Source organism: Laceyella sacchari (assembly GCF_024927925.1).
Classification (GTDB): Bacteria; Bacillota; Bacilli; order Thermoactinomycetales; family Thermoactinomycetaceae; genus Laceyella; species Laceyella sacchari.
In genome coordinates, this window is the sequence record NZ_CP103866.1 from 2,085,001 (window position 1) to 2,102,062 (window position 17,062).

The 17,062-nt window shown below is 48.0% G+C and carries 10 protein-coding genes, 3 tRNA genes, 3 rRNA genes and 1 pseudogene (1 of these 17 cut by a window edge); all 17 read right to left on the reverse strand.

Annotation, left to right across the window (positions count from 1 at the left end):
• Nucleotides 1–195, reverse strand: a 16S ribosomal RNA gene (locus NYR52_RS10195); it reaches 1,309 nt to the left of the window's first position.
• Between the two features lie 733 nt (nucleotides 196–928).
• Nucleotides 929–1,549, reverse strand: coding sequence for a DUF998 domain-containing protein (locus NYR52_RS10200; protein WP_158283431.1), 621 nt, complete (start codon nucleotides 1,547–1,549; stop codon nucleotides 929–931).
• A gap of 555 nt (nucleotides 1,550–2,104) precedes the next feature.
• A pseudogene (locus NYR52_RS10205) lies at nucleotides 2,105–3,454 on the reverse strand (IS1182 family transposase); the annotation flags it as partial.
• Between the two features lie 119 nt (nucleotides 3,455–3,573).
• A tRNA-Met gene (locus NYR52_RS10210) sits at nucleotides 3,574–3,647 on the reverse strand.
• 5 nt (nucleotides 3,648–3,652) lie between these two features.
• Nucleotides 3,653–3,729, reverse strand: a tRNA-Met gene (locus NYR52_RS10215).
• A 25-nt stretch (nucleotides 3,730–3,754) separates the two neighbouring features.
• Nucleotides 3,755–3,869 (reverse strand): 5S ribosomal RNA (rrf, locus tag NYR52_RS10220).
• 6 nt (nucleotides 3,870–3,875) lie between these two features.
• Nucleotides 3,876–3,952, reverse strand: a tRNA-Arg gene (locus tag NYR52_RS10225).
• A gap of 102 nt (nucleotides 3,953–4,054) precedes the next feature.
• A 23S ribosomal RNA gene (locus tag NYR52_RS10230) occupies nucleotides 4,055–7,092 on the reverse strand.
• Nucleotides 7,093–7,956: 864 nt separating this feature from the next.
• Complete coding sequence (locus tag NYR52_RS10235; RefSeq protein WP_259435584.1) at nucleotides 7,957–9,669, reverse strand: proline--tRNA ligase; 1,713 nt, start codon at nucleotides 9,667–9,669, stop codon at nucleotides 7,957–7,959.
• A 238-nt stretch (nucleotides 9,670–9,907) separates the two neighbouring features.
• Nucleotides 9,908–11,167, reverse strand: coding sequence for an RIP metalloprotease RseP (rseP, locus tag NYR52_RS10240; RefSeq protein WP_132222075.1), 1,260 nt, complete (start codon nucleotides 11,165–11,167; stop codon nucleotides 9,908–9,910).
• 41 nt (nucleotides 11,168–11,208) lie between these two features.
• Nucleotides 11,209–12,366: a 1-deoxy-D-xylulose-5-phosphate reductoisomerase gene (locus NYR52_RS10245; RefSeq protein ID WP_132222077.1), complete on the reverse strand. Its 1,158-nt coding sequence runs from the start codon at nucleotides 12,364–12,366 to the stop codon at nucleotides 11,209–11,211.
• Between the two features lie 15 nt (nucleotides 12,367–12,381).
• Nucleotides 12,382–13,179 carry a phosphatidate cytidylyltransferase gene (locus tag NYR52_RS10250; protein WP_132222079.1) on the reverse strand — a complete coding sequence of 266 codons (798 nt, stop codon included), beginning with the start codon at nucleotides 13,177–13,179 and terminating at the stop codon, nucleotides 12,382–12,384.
• Nucleotides 13,180–13,197: 18 nt separating this feature from the next.
• Nucleotides 13,198–13,989: an undecaprenyl pyrophosphate synthase gene (gene uppS / locus NYR52_RS10255; RefSeq protein ID WP_132222081.1), complete on the reverse strand. Its 792-nt coding sequence runs from the start codon at nucleotides 13,987–13,989 to the stop codon at nucleotides 13,198–13,200.
• A gap of 168 nt (nucleotides 13,990–14,157) precedes the next feature.
• Nucleotides 14,158–14,712, reverse strand: coding sequence for a ribosome recycling factor (gene frr / locus NYR52_RS10260; RefSeq protein WP_022736261.1), 555 nt, complete (start codon nucleotides 14,710–14,712; stop codon nucleotides 14,158–14,160).
• Between the two features lie 2 nt (nucleotides 14,713–14,714).
• On the reverse strand, nucleotides 14,715–15,440 hold the full coding sequence (pyrH, locus tag NYR52_RS10265) for a UMP kinase (protein WP_022736262.1): 726 nt from the start codon (nucleotides 15,438–15,440) through the stop codon (nucleotides 14,715–14,717).
• 81 nt (nucleotides 15,441–15,521) lie between these two features.
• Nucleotides 15,522–16,175: a translation elongation factor Ts gene (gene tsf / locus NYR52_RS10270; RefSeq protein WP_132222085.1), complete on the reverse strand. Its 654-nt coding sequence runs from the start codon at nucleotides 16,173–16,175 to the stop codon at nucleotides 15,522–15,524.
• Nucleotides 16,176–16,256: 81 nt separating this feature from the next.
• Nucleotides 16,257–16,964 carry a 30S ribosomal protein S2 gene (gene rpsB, locus NYR52_RS10275; protein ID WP_022736264.1) on the reverse strand — a complete coding sequence of 236 codons (708 nt, stop codon included), beginning with the start codon at nucleotides 16,962–16,964 and terminating at the stop codon, nucleotides 16,257–16,259.
• Nucleotides 16,965–17,062: the final 98 nt, after the last annotated feature.

The following is a 17,062-nucleotide window of genomic DNA, read 5'->3' on the forward strand; positions in this document are numbered from 1 at the left end:
TTACTCTTTCTCCATGCGGAGAAAGAGATTATCTGGTATTAGCACCGGTTTCCCGGAGTTATCCCAGTCTTACGGGCAGGTTGCCCACGTGTTACTCACCCGTTCGCCGCTAGGATCCGAAGACCCCCGCACGACTTGCATGTATTAGGCATGCCGCCAGCGTTCATCCTGAGCCAGGATCAAACTCTCCGTTAAAGGTTTCACACCAACGTGTGAAACTGAGGTTTGAGTCTATGCTCGAAGTTGATACTCCGCCGAGCAAAGCTCGCGGAGTTGTGAAACACTTAACACTTTAGTGTTTAGTGTTTCATCGAATTGACAGGTCACGTTGTCACTCTTTAGTTTTCAAGGAACACTTCATATCATTTTGCACCGCTCATTTCGCGGCGACAAGAAATATCTTATCATTTCCCTCGATAAATGTCAACTGCTTTTTTGTTATTTCAAGTCATCAAATAACGTGATAAAAGCAACATGTAATAACATAGCATGGTCACACAATAAAATCAATCCTTTTTTAATATATAACATAACTCCATGTTGCCCAGAAAATTACCTATGCTCAATTTTTGATATTGTTCTTGGTGGTGTATTTGCGCTCATTGGTGTTTTGGATTACATCACTGCTCCTTTTGACAACCAGACTGCTCAGGATAAATATATATTAACTACTCATTGCTTATCTCACTTCAAGTTCTGGATTGTGTGATCCCAAAACTGATGATTACAGTAGAACGTTTTGGCTGTCCAAAAGCGTTATTGCTTTTGTTCTTCTCATCGGTAGGTCCCTTGCAACAATTGCAATACCAATATGGAGAGTCAATGCGATCCAATAAAAAGATATAAATACTCTTTCAGTTCAAACAACAAACATTTATTTTGGGATTAGACCAATCCCCCACTCTTGTTTAAAGAGTGGGGGATTGGTCTAATGTAATGAAATGAGAGTTGGTAGCATGATGCTGAAAATCAAAAAATAAAGTGCACTGGAAAACAAAAAGCCTCTCTCTACTAAGCCAAAAATCTTTTTTATTGGCGAGACAAACATACCTAAAATAACACCTATTAAAGATATTTTGGTGATCCAAGTGAGAATTACCAAAGTAGTTGCATATGCTGAACTTATACCCATTTGAACGAATACTGGAGTTAAATTAAAAATAATTGTCGCAGTCATTGTAAACTGAATGATTGCAGACAAATAATGCAACCTTCCTGTTGTGGTCCTTTTTTCTCCTTCGAGGTCAGTGGGAAAAACAAGTACCCCTAAAATCGTCAGCGCTCTTATCCCTAACATGATGATAGCAGCTGTCTTAAAGTGAAAATCTTTATCCCAACATAACAAAACAAAGACAAGTAACAGCGACGATATGATGTGACATACTCCTGATAAAACTTGTAACTTCCTAGATTCGCCAACACCATAATCACTTACAGCATGATAAATCGGATTGTAATTTTTGAATTTAACATGAAGATATAGCATTATTATAAAGTAACCTACAACGGCCAAGCCACTTACGTAAGATAAAAGAGTTATTATGTTCATTTTGATCTCCATCCGCTATTGAAATTATAAGTGTCATAACTGTAATTGACTGTTATATCACTTAACTTTCTCTATTTTAACACAAGAATATATTGTTAAACATCTGACCGCTTTGTCTAAAGGTCCTTGTTTTGTATCTAAGGATCAAACTTATAACTTCAACATGTTACAGGGATTAAAAGTAAACCAACTTTTTAAAAGCTGGTTCGGTCGTACTTTTCTATAGAAAACCCCATTTCACATCTGCTTTCAAACGGTTAATCATTTATGTTATCGAAACCACCTGCTCATCATGTTTCGCTACAACAAATTGAATATAACTTCATATAGTTTAAAGAACTATTAGCTATGCAAATGATTTTTTCAAAATCCGTTACTTACATACCCTTTTGAAACAGCTTTGCAAACAAAAAAGATCAACCCCAATGGGGTTGATGAGAATGTTGACAAACCCTGCGAATCAACTTTGTTGATCGCAGGGTTTTTGTATATAAAAGGGATATAAACAATTAATGGATGAATATCAACCCATATAAACTTAAAACCACCTCCCTTACCTGCTCTCGAAAGCAGCATAGCCAACTTTTTTATGTTTTGAGCCACAGCAGTTAGGAGGCATTGCTCTTGAATTTTTGCAAGCCCCCTGTAGCGTGCGTATCGAAGACCATGAAGTTCCTTCGCGTCAGCGAAGCTACGTTCAATCGTTTCTTTTCGACGCTTATATAAAGTTTTTCCACGTGGGCTCAAGCGATTTTGTCTAACCCACTCTTTTGCATCTTCCCATACATGACGTGTTAGGATTTTTGTGTGGTTCTTTGACTTTGTGCAATTCTTAAGAAAAGGACATTGCTTACAAATCTCGGGATTGGATTTGTACTGTCTGTATCCTTCACGGTTGGTCGTTCGATATGTAAGTTGATGCTTTGCTGGACAAAGATATACATCTTGCTCAGGAATATACTTAAATCTCCATTTCGGAAAGAGGTCTTTATCTGGTCGAAAACTCCGATGTGCAATAACCGTAAAGATTCCTTGTCCTCTCAATTCACGACAAATAGGCATAGTTAAATAACCAGAATCCAGAGCAACAGCTTTCACCGAAAAGCCGAAGCGGCTTTTCTGACGATTTAACCTTTCTAAATAAGGAACTGAATCATGGACATTTCCTGGTGTAACAAATACATCTGTAATGAAGTTATGTAAACCATCGACAGTACGATGATCGAGATAGAAAAAGCCTTCGGGTTTTCCATCTCGAACCATATAACCACTATCTGGATCGGTCGTACTTACACGAATTTCTTTCGTTTCAACCTTTATGGGCTTTTTTTTTAAAGGCTTCTTTCCGTGCTCTTCTCGATCTTGCTCAATTGCTTGTTCTAAATCATCCATATATCCTTTGGGAGTAACTTTAACTAATTGTTTTTTGAACTTTCCTTTATTGGCATTGGCTTTAAGAAAAGTGGAGTCACTAAAAAGCTCTTTTCCTTGAATAAATCCATGTTGGATCGCCTGAATGACAATTTCATCAAATATTTCCTGATAAATAGTGGAGCTTTGGAACCGTCTTCGACGGTTTTGACTGAAAGTAGATGCATGTGGGACTGGGTCGGTTAGAGATAACCCTACAAACCAACGGTAAGCGATGTTAACTTTAATCTCCTCAATGAGTCGGCGTTCGGAACGAATGCCGAACAAATATCCAATGAGTAGCATTTTAAATAACATAATTGGGTCAAGACATGGACGCCCATTATCTTGGCAGTATAATTCTTTACATTTCTCAGCAATGAAGGAGAAGTCGATCGTTTCATTAATTTTCCGTAACAAGTGATCTCGTGGAACTAATTCTTCTATGTTAACTAGTTCTGGTTGATGTTCTTTACTCGGGTTTGTTCTAAACATAGAAAAAACTCCTTATAGAGTGTTTTTTATTGATTCGACAAAAAAGGCTGCTGACCCTGCCTTTCAAGGCAGTTTGTCAGCAGCCTCATCAACCCCAATGGGGTTGATCATCTTATTAATAGCGGCGGAGGGCCTCGAACCCCCGACCTCACGGGTATGAACCGTACGCTCTAGCCAAATGAGCTACGCCGCCATATTTGGTTGCGGGGACAGGATTTGAACCTGCGACCTTCGGGTTATGAGCCCGACGAGCTACCAGACTGCTCCACCCCGCGCCGTTCCCATCAAAAGATGGGATATGCCTGGCAACGACCTACTCTCCCAGGGCTTAAGCCCAAGTACCATCGGCGCTGGAGGGCTTAACTTCCGTGTTCGGTATGGGAACGGGTGGATCCCCTCCGCCATCATCACCAGGCAATATTGGCGTGCCCTGGAAGATTCGAACTCCCGACCTTTTGATCCGTAGTCAAACGCTCTATCCAGCTGAGCTAAGGGCACATGTTTTCATTGTAATCAGGTGTTGCTCAGATATGATGCAAACCTTGCCACACCTTCAAAATTAGAATGGAATAAAGCGCGTTGCAAGATGAAGAGATGAAGTAGGATAAGCCCTCGACCGATTCGTATCCGTCAGCTAAACGCATTGCTGCGCTTACACCCCGGACCGATCAACCTCGTCATCTGCAAGGGGTCTTACTTCCACAGGGGAATGGGAAATCTCATCTTGAGGGGGGCTTCGCGCTTAGATGCTTTCAGCGCTTATCCCGTCCGCACTTGGCTACCCAGCGGTGCTCCTGGCGGAACAACTGGTACACCAGAGGTGCGTCCATCCCGGTCCTCTCGTACTAAGGACAGCTCCTCTCAAATTTCCTACGCCCACGACAGATAGGGACCGAACTGTCTCACGACGTTCTGAACCCAGCTCGCGTACCGCTTTAATGGGCGAACAGCCCAACCCTTGGGACCTACTACAGCCCCAGGATGCGATGAGCCGACATCGAGGTGCCAAACCTCCCCGTCGATGTGGACTCTTGGGGGAGATAAGCCTGTTATCCCCGGGGTAGCTTTTATCCGTTGAGCGATGGCCCTTCCACTCGGAACCACCGGATCACTAAGTCCGACTTTCGTCCCTGCTCGACTTGTAGGTCTCGCAGTCAAGCTCCCTTCTGCCTTTGCACTCTGGAGCGCGATTTCCGACCGCGCTGAGGGAACCTTAGAGCGCCTCCGTTACTTTTTAGGAGGCGACCGCCCCAGTCAAACTGCCCACCTGACACGGTCCTCCCGCCGGGTGACGGCGGCGAGTTAGAACCCCGATACGACCAGAGTGGTATCCCACCGGCGTCTCCACCGAAGCTGGCGCTCCGGCTTCTCAGACTCCCACCTATCCTGTACAAGTCGTACCTAGATTCAATATCAGGCTACAGTAAAGCTCCACGGGGTCTTTCCGTCTTGTCGCGGGTAGCCAGCATCTTCACTGGCAGTACAATTTCACCGGGTCTCTCGTTGAGACAGCGTCCAGATCGTTACGCCTTTCGTGCGGGTCGGAACTTACCCGACAAGGAATTTCGCTACCTTAGGACCGTTATAGTTACGGCCGCCGTTTACTGGGGCTTCGGTTCAGAGCTTCGCTTGCGCTAACCCTTCCCCTTAACCTTCCAGCACCGGGCAGGCGTCAGCCCCTATACATCGCCTTGCGGCTTAGCAGAGACCTGTGTTTTTGCTAAACAGTCGCCTGGACCTCTTCACTGCGGCCCCCTCGGGCTTTCACCCTACCGGGGCACCCCTTCTCCCGAAGTTACGGGGTCATTTTGCCGAGTTCCTTAACGAGAGTTTTCCCGAGCACCTTAGGATTCTCTCCTCGCCTACCTGTGTCGGTTTGCGGTACGGGCACCTATTTTCTCCTAGAGGCTTTTCTTGGCAGTGTGAGATCAGGAACTTCGGTACTGATAATTTCCCTCGCCATCACAGCCCAGCCTGTAGAAAGGACGGATTTGCCTATCCTTTCGGCCTCACTGCTTGGACGCGCACTTCCAGTCGCGCGATTCCCTACCCTCCTGCGTCCCCCCATCGTACAAACGAAAATAGGTGGTACAGGAATATCAACCTGTTGTCCATCGCCTACGCCTTTCGGCCTCAGCTTAGGTCCCGACTAACCCTGAGCGGACGAACCTTCCTCAGGAAACCTTAGGCTTACGGTGGAGGGGATTCTCACCCCTCTTTTCGCTACTCATACCGGCATTCTCACTTCCAAGCGCTCCACCACTTCTCACGAAGCAGCTTCGCTGCTGCTTGGAACGCTCCCCTACCATGCCACCGCATTCACTCCAGCTTCCACACATCGTTTCGCTATGGCATTTAGCCGAAAAGATGTTTTCGGCAAATGTCCTTCGCCGACGATCATGAAAGACAGAGTGAATGTGGCGGCATCCACAGCTTCGGTGAATCGTTTAGCCCCGTTACATTTTCGGCGCAGAGTCACTTGACCAGTGAGCTATTACGCACTCTTTGAATGGTGGCTGCTTCTAAGCCAACATCCTGGTTGTCTGGGCAACTCCACATCCTTTGCCACTTAACGATTACTTGGGGACCTTAGCTGGTGGTCTGGGCTGTTTCCCTCTTGACTACGGATCTTAGCACTCGCAGTCTGACTCCCGGATATGAGTCGATGGCATTCGGAGTTTAACTGAGTTCGGTAACCCTGTGGGGGCCCCTAGCCCAATCAGTGCTCTACCTCCATGACTCTTGATCCGGGGCTAGCCCTAAAGCTATTTCGGGGAGAACCAGCTATCTCCGGGTTCGATTGGCATTTCACCCCTACCCACACCTCATCCTATGGTTTTTCAACACCAACAGGTTCGGACCTCCATTCCGTGTTACCGGAACTTCATCCTGGACATGGGTAGATCACCCGGTTTCGGGTCAACGACTACGTACTCAAGCGCCCTGTTCAGACTCGCTTTCGCTGCGGCTCCAGCTTTTCACCTTAACCTTGCACGCAACCGTTACTCGCCGGTTCATTCTACAAAAGGCACGCCGTCATCCCTCAAGGGGACTCCGACTGGTTGTAAGCACACGGTTTCAGGTTCTCTTTCACTCCCCTCCCGGGGTGCTTTTCACCTTTCCCTCACGGTACTGGTTCACTATCGGTCGCTAGGGAGTATTTAGCCTTGGGAGGTGGTCCTCCCAGCTTCCCACGGGGTTTCACGTGTCCCGCGGTACTCAGGATCCGTCTCGGAGGGGAACGAATTTCGGTTACAGGGCTGTTACCTTATATTGCCGGCCTTTCCAGGACCAGTTCACCTATTCGCTCCCTTTGTGACTCCGTGTGAGACGTCCTACAACCCCGATGGCCTTGTGCCATCGGTTTGGGCTGTTCCCGTTTCGCTCGCCGCTACTCAGGGAATCGCGTTTGCTTTCTCTTCCTCAGGGTACTTAGATGTTTCAGTTCCCCTGGTCTGCCCCCGACCACCCTATGGATTCAGGTGGCGGTACCAGCTCTTCAAGCTGGTGGGTTGCCCCATTCGGAAATCTCCGGATCAAAGCTTACTTACAGCTCCCCGAAGCTTATCGGAGTTCGTCCCGTCCTTCATCGGCCCCTAGCGCCAAGGCATCCACCGTGTGCCCTTAGTAGCTTAACCTACCAGGTTTATCCGGCACATCACTATGCCGCTCGGTATCTCCTCGGTGATTTGCAACATCGACGATCTAAGAAGAATCTCCTTCTTAACCTCGTTGCTTTATTCCATATCTAATTTTCAAGGTGCGTCTCTCTTTGTTATCACCGCATCGCGGCGATAAGAAATAATATATCACGCCTATAAAATCATTGCAAGTAGTTTTTTAGAAAAAATATAGCTTTCTTTTTCACAGCGATCTCGCATCTTCTCAAAAGCCAGTGTTATCAAGCACTTTGCTGTTATCAATTCTATCACGCACATAAATAAATCTCTTTCTAATATAAAAACCTGATGAGCCGAAGAAGCGAACAAATCACCAAAAGGACGCTTTCACGGAATCAGATACAAGCTCCTATCTTCCCCGATAAATGCGTCGTGCTGATGCCTACTCCTCAAGCTGAATTTTTATGATAAATAAACATGTCACATTCATGCAGAGGGGAACGATTTTGATAGGTATCACTCGGCACACTCCTATTTGCACCGCATGATCCATCATTTCTCGGCCAACACCATACGTTAAACATCAAAGCAGGAGATTTTCCATGACAAAGCAACCCAAAGGAATGTATAGAACAAAAAAATGTATGTAATCATTTGAGTTAGTTATGAATAGCGCTTGAAAGTATTTATTTGATGGACAAGTCTTACTTTGTAGAGAAGATAGGTGTTAAAACGGCTTTTGATCTAAAAATAGTCAGCAACCAGTCTTTGCTACATGATTATTCCATTTATCTTTAAACCCTCTTTAATAACATGGGATCACACACAACAAAAAACCCCTTTCTCCAAATTGATTTGGGAAAGGGGGTTCTTCCACATAACTTATTGGTCAGCTCGCTTAATCCAAGCCGGCAATTCATTCAGCAGATCGGCAACCGCCACTTCCTTACTCTCGCCCGAGCGGCGCAGTTTGATCTCAACGAGACCCTCACCCGCTTTGGCTCCCACAGTGATCCGGACGGGAATGCCGAGCAGGTCGGCATCTTTGAATTTCACGCCTGCCCGCTCCAAACGGTCGTCAAACAGAACTTCGATGCCCGCTTGCTTCAATTCCGCATACAAGCTCTCGGCCACCTTGCTCTGTTCTTCATTCTTCATATTGACGGCAATCAGGTGAACAGTGAACGGTGCCACCGCAACCGGCCAGATAATGCCGTTTTCGTCATGGTGCTGTTCAATGACAGACGCCACCACACGGGAAATACCGATTCCATAGCAACCCATGATGAAAGGTTGTTCCTTTCCATTTGCGTCCAAGAAACGGGCGTTCATCGCTTCACTGTAGCGCGTGCCTAGTTTAAAGACATGGCCCACTTCAATTCCGCGCTTAAAATGGATCGCGCCGCCGCAACGCGGGCAAACGTCACCTTCTTGGATGTTGCGCAGATCGCCCACCAAATCGACAGTAAAGTCACGATCGACCTGAACGTGCATCAGATGAGCGTCTACTTCATTGGCACCCACAATCAGGCTACCCAACTGCATGACGGCTTGGTCTGCCAGCACCTTCACCTGTTCCTTCAAGCCGACCGGCCCCACAAACCCGCTCGGAACGCCAGCCACTCGGCGAACAGTTTCCTCATCTGCCAATTCACACACGGTGCCTTCCAACAGATTTTTCACTTTCACATCATTCACTTCGTGGTCACCGCGCACCAGAACCAGCACAGGTTCACCGTCAACAACGAACAACAAGCTTTTCACCAACCGTTCCGGGCCCACTTGCAAGAATGACGCGACTTCTTCAATCGAGCGTTTTCCTGGGGTGGCTACCTTTTCAATAGCTGAGCCTGCCACTCGCTCCTCTGCTTGCGTTTCGCCAACGACGGTCGCCATCTCAATATTAGCCGCGTAGTCACACGAAGCACACATCGCGATCGTATCTTCACCGGCATCAGACAAGACCATGAATTCATGGGTGCCTTTCCCACCAATTGCCCCTGCATCCGCTTCTACCGCACGGAAGTCAAGACCCAATCGGGTGAAAATGTTTTGGTAAGCTTGGTACATGTCTTCATACGTTTTGTCAAGCGACTCCCGATCAGCATGGAAAGAATAGGCGTCTTTCATCAAAAACTCACGCCCGCGCAACAGGCCGGAGCGAGGCCGTTTTTCGTCACGGAATTTGGTTTGGATCTGGTACAGGGACATAGGCAGTTTTTTGTAGGAATTGATCTCTCCCCGCAACAGATTGGTAATCACCTCTTCATGGGTCGGCCCAGCCGCGAATTCCCGGTCATGGCGGTCTTTCACTTTGAACAGTTCCGGGCCGTACGCGTCCCAACGACCCGTCTCTTGCCACAGTTCAGATGGATGGAGTGCTGGGAGCAACAACTCTTGGGCTCCAATGCGATCCATCTCTTCCCGCACGATGTTCGACACTTTGTTTAAGACGCGATATCCCAATGGCAGATATGTATAAAATCCCGCCGCCAATTGGCGGATATATCCCGCCCGTAACATCAATTGATGGCTGACCATTTCCGCTTCACTTACCGTACGCAAAGTCGGCATAAGTGCATTTTTTTGCCGCATACAACAATCCCTCTCTTTTTCCATTACGCTACATCACTCATAATCATACAAAAAATCACGAAGAGATAAAAGCCGATGTTTTATTTCCCCTTCGCTTCACACATGACAAATGGCATCAGGTACATCGTTTCCCAACACTTCAACAGCCCACTTAATTGGCTTGGCACGCATCGGATGCAAATTCACGACATGAGAAAAACCGAAGCCCATATCAGATGAACTTCGGTTTAATTGAAACCTACGAAAAAAAGATCTTTCTGATGTCGTTGTATGTAACGAAAATCATCAGCATCATCAACAGTGCAAAGCCGACAAAATGCACCATGCTTTCTTTCGTGGGGTCAATCGGCCGGCGACGGATTGCCTCCAAACCGATAAAAACAAGCCGACTGCCATCTAGGGCCGGAATAGGAAGCAGGTTGAAAATCCCCAAGTTTAAACTCAACAGTGCGGTGATCTGGATCAAAGGTTCGATCCCGCTCTGAGCGGCCTTCCCGGTGATATTACCCATCTGGACCGGACCGCCGAGGCTTTCAACAGACATTTGGCCTGTCACCAATTTGCCAAGGCTGTCCACGATCATAACCGTCCAATCATACGTCTTGGTAAATCCTGCACCGATCGCTTCCCCGAACGAAGCATCCCGTCTCATCTCATCTTGGAGAAACTGCACACCAATTTGATACAATTCCCCATTTTTTTGAGGGGTGACCCCGAATTCCTTCACCTGCTCACCGCGCTTGACGGTCACCTTCACTTCCTGGCCTTTGGACTCGATCAACGCATACCGCAATTGATCCATATTCCGGACTTCTTTGCCATCAACCGCCGTGATCAAATCCCCAGCCTGGATACCGGCTTTGGCTGCAGGCGAATTGGCCACTACTTCATCCACTGGCAACCGATCTTCGATTCCAGACATCATCGTAAGCACGGTAAAGAGGATCACCGTCAACACAATGTTGAACAAGGGGCCGGCAAAAATGGCCATCGCCTTTTGTCCAGTCGTTTTAGAACCAAACTGACGATCCAAGGGTGCGATCTGCATCACATTTTTCTGATCGTAATGAATCATCGCCTGGGGATGCAGTGCATAGCGATGCTCGCGGCCATCTTGATCTTCGAGCAAGATGTAAAGCTCCTTCTCCAAGTCAGCCTCCACCACGCGACCCATTACGACCGCTTGATCTTGTTGCGGCGGCTCGTAAAGGTAGACATGATCCAGCTTGTCTGCCGTCTGCGTAGCATAAACAAGCGTGCCCGTTTTCAACTCCACCAACTCGGCATCTTCACCAGCCATGCGCACAAAGCCGCCCAACGGCAAGGCCCGAATCGAATACAACGTTTCCCCGTGGATCTTACCGAAAATCTTCGGTCCAAAACCGATCGCAAACTCCCTGACCAATATCCCTGCACGCTTGGCGAAGAGAAAATGGCCCAACTCATGGATAAACACCAAAAAACTCAGCACCAATATAAACACAATCACTTGTTGCATGGGTTTTCACCACCATCCGGTAATCAACAGCCTCAAACCATCTACACCGAGTGCAGCATGACGTCGGAAGCAAATTGCCGTGCCCACATGTCGGCTTCATCAATTTCTTCCAGCGATGGGCAGGAAACCGGAGTGTGCGCATTTAGCGCTCGCTCCAACACTTCTTCGATCATCAAGAAGGAACAGTTTCCTTTGAGGAAGGCGGCGACTGCAACTTCATTGGCCGCATTTAAAACGGTCGTCATGGTTCCTCCAGCTTTACCCGCTTCATAAGCCATCCGCAAACACGGATACCGGTTAAAATCAGCTGGGCGGAAATCGAGCCGAGCCAACTTCAGCAAGTCCAACCGCTCTGTCATCAGCGGCAACCGGCGCGGATAGGACAGCGCGTATTGGATAGGCACTTTCATATCCGGTGTGCCGAGCTGAGCCATGACCGCCCCATCGCGAAATTCGACCAAGGAATGAATAATGCTTTGAGGATGAAGAATTACATCTATTTTCTCATATGGCAAATCAAATAACCAGTGTGCTTCAATCACTTCAAAGCCTTTGTTCATCATCGTTGCCGAATCGATGGTGACTTTGGCGCCCATGGCCCAGTTCGGATGTTTCAGCGCCATTTCCACAGTAACGTCTTTCAACTCTTCCCTTGTGCGATCCCGGAAGGACCCACCGGAGGCGGTCACCAACAACCGCACAACATCTTCAAAATGTTCTCCGTTCAAACATTGAAAGATCGCGGAATGCTCGCTGTCGACGGGAAGAATGGGGACACCGTTCCGTTTGGCTTCGGCTGTGACGATATGACCTGCCGTCACCAGTGTTTCTTTGTTGGCTAAGGCCACTTTCTTCTTCGCCCGAATGGCGGCCAAGGTAGGCCTTAACCCCGCACTCCCCACCAACGCCGACAAAACAACCGTCGCATCCTGATGTGCCGCCACTTCTAGCATGCCTTTCTCGCCCCACAACACGTTGATGTGGGATGGGATTTCCCGTGCCACTCGCTCAGCCGCCTCTTTCGTTTTCATGGCGACAAGCAATGGTTGAAATTGTTTTACTTGCTCAATCATTTTATCGACATTGGTTCCGGCAGCCAGGGCAACCACTTGATATTCCTCTGGATGCTGTGCAACCACATCCAACGTACTCGTCCCAATTGAGCCCGTCGAGCCGAGAATCGCTATCTTCTCCGGCATCTTTATTCCTCCCCTTTACACCACCTGAAACAGATACAAGATGATAAACGTGAAAATAAGACTATCAAAACGATCCAACACACCGCCATGTCCGGGCAATATGGTGCCGGAATCCTTCACGCCTACACTTCGTTTCCAAGCGGACTCCACCAAATCGCCCACTTGCCCCACGATCGTGATCAACAAACCGATTCCAATTGCAAACATAATGTTGCCCAATCCCGACACAATGCAGATGATCAGACTCATTATCAGTCCAAACAGCACTCCGCCGAGCGATCCTTCAATCGTCTTATTGGGGCTGATGTCCGGCCACAATTTGCGTTGGCCCCATCGTTTGCCGATGAAATACGCACCTGAATCATTGGCCCACGTTACCAAGATCGCCAACAGCGACCATGTCAAACCGTCCGGTTTCCAAATCGTCTGCATCATGTAGGAAAACCCATACCCTATATATATGGCACCGACAAACAGATAAGCCATCTGAAAGAGATCAAACCGATTTCGGCTCAGAACGATCAGAACCATGTAAAGGGCAAGGCCACACATCATGGGGGCGGGGTCCTGCAAGAAAGCCGCTGTGGGCAGCATATGCTCTTTTATCAAGCCGCTTAAAAACAACAGCGCAACAATCCCGACACCGATGAGCGTTTGCAAGCTGGTGAGGGGAGTCCGATTCATTTTGGCATATTCCAAAAACGAAAGAACGGCCAACAAAAACATCATACCCGTATACAGCCAGCCGCCTGCATAGGCGATGAGCAAGAATCCCACAGCCCCTAATACACCTGTAATGATACGTTCCTTCATATACTATTCCCCTGTCTATTACACCGCTCCAAACCGACGCGAACGACCTTGAAAGTCTTCGATCGCTTCATAGAATATTTCATCGGTAAAGTCAGGCCAAAGTACATCCGTAAACAACAGTTCGCTATACGCCAATTGCCACAACAAGAAATTGCTGACGCGGATTTCCCCGCTGGTGCGAATGACTAAGTCGGGATCAGGCAATCCCTTGGTCAACAAATATTGACTCATCAATTGTTCATTCACTTGTTCCTTATCAATATGACCATTTTGTACGTCATCTATAATCCGGTGAACGGCTTGAAGGATTTCATCCCGAGAACCGTAATTGATCGCAAAATTTAGGATAAGACCCGTATTATCTTTGGTTTTCTCTTCAAACGCCAACAGGGCTTGCTGAGTGGCCGAGGGAGTTTTGCTTTTCTCGCCCAGCATTTGCACTTTTACGTTACGCTCGATCAATTCATTCAAGTCGGTCTTCAAAAATTCAATAGGCAATTTCATCAAGTATTCCACTTCGTCTTGCGGACGTTTCCAATTCTCTGTGGAAAAGGAATAGAACGTTAGCACTTTGATTCCCAGCGCATCAGCGGCGCGAATGGTTTCGCGCACACGCTTCATTCCTTGGGCATGGCCCGCTGTACGCGGAAGGCCGCGCTTTTTGGCCCATCGCCCGTTTCCATCTGTGATGATGGCAACATGCTCCGGCAAGGGCGCAGACTTGATGGATTCCAACAGTTCCTCTTTCGTTCTTTTCGCGCCTTTATCTGGATTTTCTGCACTTACAAAGCGCTTCAACGATTTGATCATAGAACATTCCCCCGAACCAAGAACTCATCTCGCCAGGGCGTGTCATGAAAACGGCCCCCGGCCGTCTGACTTGTTCAGACACGCCCCAGACAAGCAAGGCTAATGTAGATAGAAAACCCCCTCGAAAGCGAAGGGGTTCCCACCCAGACCATGCTCTATTGAACCACGTTAAATCTCCATGATTTCTTTCTCTTTATCTCCCACCACTTGGTCCACTTCTTTGATGAAACGGTCTGTCAGTTTTTGAATTTCTTCTTGGCCACGACGGGAAGTGTCTTCAGGAATGTCTCCGTTTTTCTCCATTTTTTTCAGCTCATCATTGGCATCCCGGCGAACGTTACGGATGGCGATTTTCGCTTCTTCACCCATTTTGCGCGCCACTTTTACCAACTCAGTCCGGCGTTCTTCCGTCAGTGCCGGAATGGTGATGCGAATGACACTCCCGTCATTGGTTGGGGTCAACCCCAACTCCGATTTCAAGATCGCACGCTCAATCTCGTTCAGAACGGATTTGTCCCAAGGCTGGATCAACAGCGTGCGCGGGTCCGGCGCCGAGATGTTGGCGGTTTGGTTGATTGGCATCTCAGAACCATAATATTCAACCATCACCTTATCCAGAATCGCAGGATTAGCCCGTCCCGCACGCAGTGTCAACAAGTCTTTCTTCAACACTTGGATGGCCTTGTCCATTTTGTCTTGCGCCTGGTTTTTCACCTGGTTCATACTTATACGCTCCCCTTTACCAATGTTCCAATATGTTCTCCTAATAGAACGCGGCGAATATTGCCTTCTTCAGAGATGTTGAAGACAATCAGCGGAATATTGTTGTCCATGCACAGTGAGGAAGCAGTGGAGTCCATCACCTTCAGCCCTTTGCTGAGGATCTCGAGGTATGTGAGCGATTCATATTTTTCCGCATTGGGATCTTTGGAGGGATCGGCTGTGTAGACGCCGTCCACACCGTTTTTCGCCATCAAGATCACTTCCGCCTCAATTTCGGCAGCTCGAAGCGCGGCGGTCGTGTCTGTAGAGAAGAATGGGTTGCCGTTTCCAGCTGCAAAAATCACGACACGCCCTTTCTCCAGATGGCGAATTGCGCGCCGGCGGATGTAAGGCTCGGCCACTTGCCGCATTTCAATGGAAGATTGCACACGGGTGGGGACGTCCATGCTCTCCAGCGCATCTTGCAATGCGAGGGAGTTCATCACTGTAGCCAGCATCCCCATATAATCGGCCGTGGCCCGGTCAATGCCCCGCTCGGACCCTTTAATCCCACGCCAGATATTGCCGCCGCCAACCACGACAGCCACTTCCACGCCAAGTTCCACAACCTCTTTGATCTGTTTGGCCAAAGAGTGAATCACATTAGATTCGATGCCGTAGCCCATTCCTCCTGCCAAAGCTTCACCGCTCAACTTCAAGACAACCCGTTTGTACTTGGGAGTACTCATGACGTTCCTCCGTTCCAACCAATATGCAACTTGTCTTAAAAAAAGGGGAACACATTGGCCGTGTTCCCCTATATAACTGCCTTAGTCTTTCTTCACTTGAGCCATTACTTCTTCTACGAAGTTGTCTTGGCGTTTTTCAAGACCTTCACCCATCTCGAAGCGGACGAAACGGCGAATGTTGATGTTTTCTCCAATTCTGGCGATCAATTCTTTGGTTACTTGGTCAATCGTTTTGTCGGAGTCTTTCACGAATGCTTGGTCAACCAAGCAGATTTCTTTGAAGTGTTTGGTCAGGCGGCCTTCCACCATTTTGTCGACGATGTTAGCCGGTTTGCCTTCTTGCAGGGCTTGTTGTCTGAGGATTTCACGCTCTTTTTCGATCTCTTCTTGTGGGATTTCTTCACGACGAACATATTTGGGGCTCATCGCAGCGATTTGCATCGCAACATCTTTAACGAATTGACGGAAATCTTCGTTTTTGGCAACGAAATCGGTCTCACAGTTTACTTCAACGAGCACGCCGATCCGTCCGCCAGCATGTATGTAGGATTCAACAATCCCCTCAGCCGCAATGCGGTCCGATTTTTTCTCAGCTTTGGCGATCCCTTTCTCACGCAGGTACTCGATCGCTTTGTTCATGTCCCCACCAGTTTCGGTGAGTGCTTTTTTACAATCCATCATGCCTGCGCCGGTTTTTTCGCGCAGTTCCTTTACCATAGCAGCAGTAATTGCCATGTGAGGTCCTCCTTAAGTTTTTTGCGTATAAAAAGGGGTGGGCAAGAAACGCATTTGTTTCATGCCACCCTCTTTCACTCATTAAGAAGCAGTTGTGCTTTGTTGCTCGCCTTGACGACCTTCCAAAATCGCATCAGCAATTTTGCCGGTGAACAGACGAACGGCACGGATGGCATCATCGTTACCCGGGATGACATAATCGACTTCGTCCGGATCGCAGTTGGTGTCAACAATCGCCACGATTGGGATGTTGAGCTTGCGAGCTTCGGCCACCGCGATGCGCTCTTTGCGCGGGTCGATCACGAAGAGAGCGTCAGGCAGTTTTTTCATGTGCTTGATGCCGCCCAAGAATTTCTCCAGTTTGGCTTGCTCCTTCTTCAGAAGAATAACTTCTTTTTTCGGAAGCACATCAAACGTGCCGTCTTCTTCCATACGCTCCAAATCATGCAGGCGCTCGATGCGTTTGCGGATGGTTTGGAAGTTGGTGAGCGTACCACCCAACCAACGGTGGTTCACATAGAACATATCGCAACGCGCAGCTTCTTCTTTCACTGCCTCTTGCGCTTGTTTTTTGGTACCAACGAACAGGACGTTGCCGCCGTTCGCAGACAGTTCGCGTACGAAGTTGTACGCTTGTTCCATCATTTTGACGGTTTTTTGCAGGTCGATGATGTAGATTCCGTTACGTTCGGTGAAGATGTACTTGCTCATTTTGGGGTTCCAACGACGGGTTTGGTGTCCGAAGTGTACCCCGGCTTCCAACAATTGTTTCATGGATACAACTGCCATATGGGTAAGTCCTCCTTAAGTTTGGTTTTTATCCTCCGCCGAAGTCATCGAGGACAGTAACCGGGATCAAACCGGCACCACCTGCCCGCTACCTCGAC

Excerpts from the sequence above, each read along its gene's own strand:
- NYR52_RS10200 (WP_158283431.1), bottom strand. The coding sequence starts at position 1,549 with ATGAACATAATAACTCTTTTATCTTACGTAAGTGGCTTGGCCGTTGTA.
- NYR52_RS10235 (WP_259435584.1), bottom strand. The coding sequence starts at position 9,669 with ATGCGGCAAAAAAATGCACTTATGCCGACTTTGCGTACGGTAAGTGAA.
- rseP (WP_132222075.1), bottom strand. The coding sequence starts at position 11,167 with ATGCAACAAGTGATTGTGTTTATATTGGTGCTGAGTTTTTTGGTGTTT.
- NYR52_RS10245 (WP_132222077.1), bottom strand. The coding sequence starts at position 12,366 with ATGCCGGAGAAGATAGCGATTCTCGGCTCGACGGGCTCAATTGGGACG.
- NYR52_RS10250 (WP_132222079.1), bottom strand. The coding sequence starts at position 13,179 with ATGAAGGAACGTATCATTACAGGTGTATTAGGGGCTGTGGGATTCTTG.
- uppS (WP_132222081.1), bottom strand. The coding sequence starts at position 13,989 with ATGATCAAATCGTTGAAGCGCTTTGTAAGTGCAGAAAATCCAGATAAA.
- frr (WP_022736261.1), bottom strand. The coding sequence starts at position 14,712 with ATGAACCAGGTGAAAAACCAGGCGCAAGACAAAATGGACAAGGCCATC.
- pyrH (WP_022736262.1), bottom strand. The coding sequence starts at position 15,440 with ATGAGTACTCCCAAGTACAAACGGGTTGTCTTGAAGTTGAGCGGTGAA.
- tsf (WP_132222085.1), bottom strand. The coding sequence starts at position 16,175 with ATGGCAATTACTGCTGCTATGGTAAAGGAACTGCGCGAAAAAACCGGC.
- rpsB (WP_022736264.1), bottom strand. The coding sequence starts at position 16,964 with ATGGCAGTTGTATCCATGAAACAATTGTTGGAAGCCGGGGTACACTTC.